This window comes from uncultured Capnocytophaga sp., from assembly GCF_938029845.1.
Taxonomy (GTDB): Bacteria; Bacteroidota; Bacteroidia; order Flavobacteriales; family Flavobacteriaceae; genus Capnocytophaga.
The window spans coordinates 1-8,125 of record NZ_CALHGG010000110.1; the positions used below are offsets into that span (position 1 = coordinate 1).

The following is an 8,125-nucleotide window of genomic DNA, read 5'->3' on the forward strand; positions in this document are numbered from 1 at the left end:
AATGAAGTCCTCCACAATGAGGAAGTAGCCAGGGTAGCCTGTTTTTTCTATGATAGAAAGCTCAAAATCAATGCGATCGCGTATTTCCTCGGTGAGTTCCTTATAGCGCTTCTCTGCTCCTAAGTAAGTGAGGTGGCGAAGGTATTTGTTCTCTCCCTTTTTTCCAGTAGGATCGTCTTCCACTTGGAACTCCTTGGGTATGTCAAACTTAGGAAGGAGGATATTGCGTGCTAGCTCATAGGGTTCTATTTTGTTTATAATCTCCTCAATAGAGAGAATGGCTTGGGGGATATCCTTGAACAATTCCTTCATCTGCTCGGAAGATTTGAAATAATACTCCTCATTGGCAAGTCCATAGCGAAATCCTCGTCCATGACCTATAGGAGTAGCCTGTTTCTCTCCATCCTTTACACAGAGCAAAATATCATGAGCATTGGCATCTTTTGGACTGATATAATAAGTGTTATTGGTAGCTACCAATTTCATTCCATGCTTTTGAGTCAACTGAATCAGTACGGCATTAGCACGGTTCTCGTCTTCTTGGCCATGCCTTATAATTTCTATATAAAAATCCTCTTGGAACTGTTCTTTCCACCACAATAGGGCTTCTTCAGCTTGTTTTTCTCCCTGATTAAGAATTTTGGAAGGGATTTCACCATATAGGTTCCCTGAAAGTACAATGATATTTTTCTTATATTGTTCTACTATCTTCTTATCTATACGAGGTACATAGTAAAATCCCTTAGTATAGGCAATAGAAGCCATTTTGATAAGGTTTTGATAGCCCTCTTTGTCTTTGGCTAAAAATACGACTTGATAACCGTTGTCCTTTTTGCTTCTATCCAAATGATTTTCACAGATGTAAAATTCACAACCTATAATAGGTTTGATAATGGGTAGGGGAGCGGGTTCCCCATTTTCTTGTGCTTTGGCATTTTTAGCTTTGGCTTCTTTGTTATATTTAGAGACTTCTTTTATAAACTGGAAAGCCCCCATCATATTACCATGGTCGGTTAGGGCAACAGCGGGCATCTGTCCTTCGCCAGTGGCTTTGACTAAGTCGGCAATGGAAGCAGTAGATTGTAATACGGAGAATTGGGTATGGTTGTGTAGGTGAGCAAAAGGAGCTGACTCCAGTAAGGCTAGGTTTTCAGCCAACTGGGCAGAGGAGAGAGCAGTATCTTCTTTTTTGCTTTTAAGTTTTTCGGATGCAGCTTTAAGGTTGATATGTTGTAATCCCCAAAGTGCTACAGGAGTGGTATACTTCTCTTGGATAAGAGCCATGGACTCTTGGGAGAGTTGCTCAAAGGAGAAACCTTCCCCCCTGCGGATAAGTTCAAAGAAACAGCGAGCGGTCGCCTCCACATCGGCTGTTGCATTGTGAGCTTCGGCAAAGGGAGCCCCAAATAAAAACTGATGGAGTTCTGTAAGGCTTGGGTACTTGAACTTGCCTCCTTTACCTCCTTCTATTTTACAGAGTTCAGCGGTGATTTCGGTACAGGTGTCCAAAACAGGAAGTTCTCCCAAACGGGTAGTTACCCCATAACGGTAGAACTCAGCCCCCATGATATTGATATCAAAGCCAATATTTTGGCCTACTATATATTGAGTTTTGCTTAGAGCTTTCTCAAATTCTTCAAATACATGATGGATACTTACCCCTTGCTCTGTGGCTAGCTCTGTGGATATACCATGGATACGTTCTGCATCGTAAGGGATGGTAAAGTCATCGGGGGTAATGAGAAAGTCCTTATGCTCCACAAGCATCCCTTGCGCATCGTGTAATTGCCAAGCAATCTGTACGGCACGAGGCCAATTTTCACTATCAGAGAGGGGGGCATTGTAGTTGCGAGGAAGCCCTGTGGTTTCGGTATCAAAAATCAAATACATAGGAAAAGGTTTTTAGATGGTTGATAATGAATATTATAGGTTAAAGTATTGATTATTAATGTTATAAAAGATATGTTTCAAGAACAAAAATAGTACATTTTTTCGAATCTCCAGCTTTATTAGTGTGAATAATTTGTTAAAAATAAAAGAAAAAACCCGCCAATAATCGGCGGGTTTTTTAGAATATTTATGATATATTACATCATTCCAGGCATTCCTCCGCCCATAGGAGGCATAGCAGGGGTATCTTCTTTGATATCCACTAAGGCACATTCGGTAGTGAGGATCATACCTGCAACAGAAGCAGCATTTTCCAAAGCTACACGGGTTACTTTCTTAGGGTCAATAATACCTGCACGGAACATATCTACATATTGTTCTGTTTTGGCATTGTATCCTGTTGAGTTTCTACCATCCAGTACTTTGGCGATCACAACGGAACCTTCACCACCTGCATTTTCAACGATGGTACGTAGAGGAGCTTCTACAGCTTTGAATACGATCTGGATACCGGTAGTTTCATCGGAATTGGCAGGTTTGATCTTAGCCAATACATTTCGAGCGCGTAATAGAGCAACTCCACCACCAGCAACGATACCTTCTTCTACAGCTGCACGAGTTGCGTGAAGGGCGTCATCTACACGGTCTTTCTTTTCTTTCATTTCTACTTCAGAAGGAGCACCTACATAGAGAACAGCTACTCCACCTGCCAATTTGGCTAAGCGTTCTTGGAGTTTTTCTTTGTCGTAGTCAGAAGTAGTTACTTCAATCTGAGCTTTGATTTGTCCTACACGTGCTTGGATGTCTTCGCTCTTACCAGCTCCATTTACAATAGTAGTATTATCCTTGTCAATAGCTACACGTTCAGCGCGACCAAGCATGTCAATAGTAGCGTTTTCAAGGGTGAAGCCTCTTTCTTCTGCTATAACAGTACCTCCTGTTAGGATAGCGATATCCTCAAGCATTGCTTTGCGACGATCTCCGAAACCAGGAGCTTTTACCGCTGCAATACGTAGGGCACCACGCAACTTATTAACTACCAAGGTAGCCAAAGCCTCTCCATCAATATCCTCAGCGATGATAAGAAGTGATTTGCCAGATTGTGCTACAGGTTCCAATACAGGAAGCAAATCCTTCATGGTAGAAATCTTTTTGTCATATAGGAGGATGAAAGGATTATCCAACTCGGCAGTCATTTTCTCAGAATTGGTTACAAAGTAAGGAGAAAGATAACCACGGTCAAACTGCATACCTTCTACGATATCTACATAAGTATCAGTACCTTTAGCTTCTTCCACAGTGATAACACCTTCTTTACCTACTTTAGAGAAAGCATCGGCAATGAGTTCCCCTACTGCCTCATCATTATTAGCAGAGATAGCAGCTACTTGGCGGATTTTATCGATAGAGTCACCTACTTTTTGGCTTTGTTTAGCCAATTCATTTACGATAGATTTCACCGCTTTGTCGATACCACGTTTTAAGTCCATAGGGTTAGCACCTGCAGCTACGTTCTTAAGACCTTCACGTACAATAGCTTGTGCTAGTACGGTAGCGGTAGTAGTACCATCACCAGCAAGATCGTTGGTTTTGGAGGCTACTTCTTTTACCATTTGAGCTCCCATATTTTCAAGAGCATCAGCAAGTTCTACCTCTTTAGCTACTGTAACTCCATCTTTGGTAACAGTAGGAGCACCGAATGATTTGCTGATAATTACATTACGTCCCTTAGGACCGAGAGTTACTTTTACGGCGTTAGCAAGGGCATCTACCCCTCTTTTGAGACCGTCACGTGCATCAATATCAAATTTTATATCTTTTGCCATTTTTTTATTTTTTTAATTATTAAGTTTAATTATTTAAGCGATTTGAACAATTCTACACTTTTCACATAAGGGATAGGTAGTTATAAAATCCTTGATTTGTTCTTTGGCTTCTGCAAAATTTCCTTTTATATAGAAATATAAGGCTGTATCTTTACTGCCTTCATGATATGAAGTTAGTACCAAAACATCTTTTAAAATTTCACAGACAGTGTCAAAAACTACATTGATATCAGAAGTCTCATATACTTCTTTAGGTAAATCAGTACCATTTACATAAAGTCCTAAACCTTCTAAAGAGCCTATCTCTTGGGAGAAATTCTCATTATATAGCTTAGAGCCTTTTGGAATACCAATATCTTCCAACTTTTGTAGTAATTTCTCCACTGCATTAGCAGTATCATTAAGAGAGATTTCTATATCGCAGTACTCTATTTCTCCCTCTTTGGACATGAGAGTACCACCACCTGAGGTTTCTCCTAGATCTTCTTTGGAGAGAAACTCATCTATAATGTCCTCTAGATCATGTCTGTCAAAAGGTTGTAACTTTGCATTTAGTTGTAAAGTGTAGAACATAATTTGTTATATTTAGATTATCCCAAGATACCTAACAAATCGTTCTCTCTCATGATGAGGTAAGTCTTACCTTCCAATTTTAGTTCTGTACCTGCATATTTTCCATAAAGAACAGTATCACCTACTTTTACAGTAATAGGATTTTCTTTGGTTCCTGCTCCTACAGCTACGATTTTTCCTTTTTGAGGTTTTTCTTGAGCAGTATCAGGAATAATAATACCAGAAGCGGTAGTAGTTTCTGCTGGTGCTGGTTCTACAAGCACTCTATCAGCTAACGGTTTTAATTTTACACTCATATTCATTTATTTTTGTAAATCTATTTTTCTCTAAGCATAAAGTGTGCCATTTAGGCAAATATGTCAAATTGTCAGTATTGGTTTATGCGATCCAATGTTTATAAGGGAGTTGGCTTAGAGCACTATTGTAGTAGCGAGGTTCAGAGGTAACTTCAGTTCCCAACCAATCAGGTTTTTCAAAAGCCTGTGCCACATTGGTAAGTTCTATTTCAGCGATGATAAGTCCCTCATTTTCACCATGAAATATGTCTACTTCATATAGTGAATCACCTACCCATACCTCATAGCGAGTTTTCTCAATAGGGGAGGGCTCGCATAAAGGCAATAGGGCATGTACATCGGAAGGGGTAATTTCTTTCTCCCATTCGAATCGGCTAGCACCATTCTCTTCACTCTTTCCTTTGACAGTGAGGTAGCCTTTTTCCCCTTTAAGGCGTACACGTACCGTTCTTGAAGGGTCAGTATTAAGAAAGGCCTGCACAATAGGGGTGCTTCTGTGTGCTTGTGCTATGAAATCGGTGTTTTTGACTAAGAATTTGCGTTCAATTTCTTTCAATGCCATAGTTTTTTAATTTTTTGTAAAGATATAACTGACAAATAGACACTCTGTAGTCAGAGGCAGAGATCAGTAGTCAGAAATCAGACACTGATAACTGACTGCTGATAACTAACTACTGATAATGCTTCCTCTTTCAGGATCATTGGTAATAGTCAGTGAGATGGGAATACGTTCTTTGAGCTCTTCTACGTGAGAAATGATCCCCACGATACGGTTATCCTTGAGTAGGTTGGCCATGGTCTCAAATACAATATTCACGGATTCTGTATCTTGGGTGCCAAAACCTTCGTCTATAAAAAAGAAATTTTTATCAGCACTTGCCTCACTCTGTACACTTTCCGCCAATGCCAAGGCGAGACTTAGGGATACCTGAAAGGCCTGCCCCCCTGATAGGGTTTTTACACTCCTACTTTTTCCTTCATTGAGGTAGTCTATGATTTCAAACTCATTATTTTCACCGATTTGCAAGCTCAGTTGTCCTCGTGTCATCCTGTGAAAACGTTCATTGGCATGTTGGCAGAGTTGTTGTAGGTAAATGGAGGAGATATATTCTACGAAACCTTTCCCCCTGAATAGGATTTCCAAGAGTTTTATATTCTCATTGCGCTTTCTAACATAGGCTGCGGATTTCATCAGTTCCTTTTTGATTATTAAAGCCTGACTGATACGCTCTAATTCGCTGGAAATTCTAATACAATTTTCATGATTAGCCTTTACTTCCTGTTCCTTAAGGATGTATTGTGCTTCTATCTCGGCAAAGGCTTTAGGATCAAAGGATACATTGGCAAATTTGGCTTCTAATTCTTTAATTTGCTCACAAAGTACCTTGTAGCGAACCTTAAAGTCTTGTATTTTTACTCTATTTTCTTCTATTGGCAAAGGGGAATCCAATATTTTTGTTACTTCTTTAAGGGGTATCTTTTCTTGAATCAAAGTATCTGTTAGCGTTTTTTCAATAGTTTGGTATTCAGCCTCCCATTTTTCGAGCAATTCATTAGTGTTTTTCAGTTGAGTCTCGTACTGTGATTGTAAAGGATTCAAGCGGTTACGCTCTTGGGTAAGGTCAGTATAGGTTTGCTCGATATATTTATTAGTCTTTGCTATAAATTGATATTCTTTTTCAATGAGAGCGAAATCCTTATTTTCATAATCAGAAAAGCTATATTTCTTTAAACTTTCTTTTCGACTAGCTATATTTCCTTCAAGGGTAGCAATTTCTTTATAGATTTTATCAAGTAGCCCCTTGTATTCTTCTATTTTTAAGAGTAGGGCATCTATTTCCTTAGTGCCTTTTTTGAGTAATGTCTCTTTGCCCTCTATTTCTTGCTCTAGAGCATAGGCAAATTGGCGTTTCTGATCAAAGGCGGTGCGATCTTCTTTGGAAAATTCGCTCCAGATGAACTTGTCATGATGTGCCAAACGTTCTTTTTCTATTTGCTGAGCTGTTTCCTTTTCTGATTGTAATTGGTTTTCAAAAAATTGTTTCTTATCTACTGTTTTTTCAATTTGAAAGAGACTTTGTTGTAATTGCTCTTGTTTTGTATCAAGCGCCTTTATTGCTTTTTGAGTAGTGGTGAGTTCAGTACTTACATCTTCAAAATGGGTGATACTTGGATGCTCAGTGGAACCACAGAGAGGACAAGGACTTCCTTCGTGGAGTTCTTTCGTATAGTGGGATAATTGTCGCTGTAGTTCAAGTTGGTTGAGCTTTTGTTGGAGTGTGTCTTTTTCTTTTTCTATAGTTTTCTTTTCAATAGTAATTTTTTCCTTGTAATCGGGAACAAATCCATCTTTGAAGAGCACAAAACAACTAAGCTCTTTTACAATCTCTTGTAATTGTGCTGTGGTATCTTTAATTTTTTGCTGTTGTTTATTTTGGTTTTCAGAAATGGAATAGTTCTTCTCATACCAATTACCAACTTCCAAGAGTAATTGACTATCTATACGTTGCTTTTTGAGGCTTTCGATCTCACTTTCGATGGTGTTATTATAGTCCTTTTTATCTTTTAGATTCTTTTCTTCTTCTGCTATTTTCTTAGTACCTTCTATAGTTCTACTTTTTTCTTTGGTTAATCTTTCTTGCAAAGGGAATATTGCTAATAGCTGTTGTAGATCTTCTTCCATCTGCTTTGCATCAGGAAGTTTTTCATAAGATTCTTGTAACGCTTCTATATTATCAGAGATATGGGTTAGCTTATTTTGTACCTGATTGAGTGCTTCAACTTCTGTAACTCTTTTATTCGTATAGAATTGCAATTCCTTTGTCAGGTGTGTTCTGTTATCTAACAAATTCTTAAATAGCTTTTCTATCTTTTCATACCTATTTACCTTTTCCTCTAATTCATCAAAAGAATACTTTTGAGAATGGAGTAGAGAAAACTCTTTTCTCTTACGCTCTAAAAGTTCAAAGTCTGATTTCAAGCTTTTGAGATGTTCGTAATGTGTCTTTAGTTGATCAAGTATTACTTCTAAAGATTTTTGTTTGTCTGTCTCTTCCTTGAGTTTGTCCTTTTGTATTTGTATGGCCTCCTCATGGATTTCTTCATACCCCTTTAGTTCGCCCTCTTTGAAACTAAGTTTTTCTTCATTCTCTTTTTTAAGTTTGCTGATATTATCGGAAAGGTCAAACTTTTGTAGGTTGAAGATTTCCTTCATCATATTATTGCGATCCTTGGCACCGAGTTCCAAGAACTCCTTGAACTGACCTTGGGGGATGATAATAGTACGTTTGAAGTTGTGATAACTCAATCCTATAAGTTCCTCTGGGTTAGCTTGTTCCAAAGGAATCCATTTATCCATATTTTTTTCATAGAACTGTACAGTAGGGGTTCTTACGTCCTCAAACTTCTTGGAGTTGCGCTTGAACTCCCTGATCACCCGTAGCTGTCGGTTCTCAAAATTGAAAAACTCAAATTCTATATAGATATGGTTGGATTTGAGGTTCATCATATTGTAGCCCCTTTTGTCGGCCTTATTCAGGC

Annotated in this window: 6 protein-coding genes; all 6 read right to left on the reverse strand. The window is 38.6% G+C overall.

What is annotated here, in order from left to right; all coding sequences use genetic code 11:
- Nucleotides 1–1,890: DNA polymerase III subunit alpha (locus tag Q0625_RS07875; protein WP_298825484.1), on the reverse strand; the 1,890-nt coding region annotated here is incomplete at its 3' end.
- Between the two features lie 197 nt (nucleotides 1,891–2,087).
- Nucleotides 2,088–3,716, reverse strand: a complete 1,629-nt coding sequence (gene groL / locus Q0625_RS07880; protein ID WP_298825487.1) for a chaperonin GroEL — start codon at nucleotides 3,714–3,716, stop codon at nucleotides 2,088–2,090.
- A 33-nt stretch (nucleotides 3,717–3,749) separates the two neighbouring features.
- Complete coding sequence (locus tag Q0625_RS07885; protein WP_016419430.1) at nucleotides 3,750–4,289, reverse strand: hypothetical protein; 540 nt, start codon at nucleotides 4,287–4,289, stop codon at nucleotides 3,750–3,752.
- Between the two features lie 17 nt (nucleotides 4,290–4,306).
- The gene (locus Q0625_RS07890; RefSeq protein ID WP_034544309.1) at nucleotides 4,307–4,585 is read right to left on the reverse strand and encodes a co-chaperone GroES; all 279 of its coding nucleotides are present in this window, start codon (nucleotides 4,583–4,585) and stop codon (nucleotides 4,307–4,309) included.
- An 82-nt stretch (nucleotides 4,586–4,667) separates the two neighbouring features.
- Entirely contained in the window at nucleotides 4,668–5,147 is a 480-nt protein-coding gene (locus tag Q0625_RS07895; RefSeq protein ID WP_298825497.1) for a CYTH domain-containing protein, read from the reverse strand.
- A gap of 105 nt (nucleotides 5,148–5,252) precedes the next feature.
- The gene (locus Q0625_RS07900) at nucleotides 5,253–8,093 is read right to left on the reverse strand and encodes an SMC family ATPase (RefSeq protein ID WP_298825499.1); all 2,841 of its coding nucleotides are present in this window, start codon (nucleotides 8,091–8,093) and stop codon (nucleotides 5,253–5,255) included.
- Nucleotides 8,094–8,125 lie beyond the last annotated feature (32 nt).

Coding starts and splice junctions, on each gene's coding strand:
- groL (WP_298825487.1), bottom strand. CDS start 3,716: ATGGCAAAAGATATAAAATTTGATATTGATGCACGTGACGGTCTCAAA.
- Q0625_RS07885 (WP_016419430.1), bottom strand. CDS start 4,289: ATGTTCTACACTTTACAACTAAATGCAAAGTTACAACCTTTTGACAGA.
- Q0625_RS07890 (WP_034544309.1), bottom strand. CDS start 4,585: ATGAGTGTAAAATTAAAACCGTTAGCTGATAGAGTGCTTGTAGAACCA.
- Q0625_RS07895 (WP_298825497.1), bottom strand. CDS start 5,147: ATGGCATTGAAAGAAATTGAACGCAAATTCTTAGTCAAAAACACCGAT.
- Q0625_RS07900 (WP_298825499.1), bottom strand. CDS start 8,093: ATGATGAACCTCAAATCCAACCATATCTATATAGAATTTGAGTTTTTC.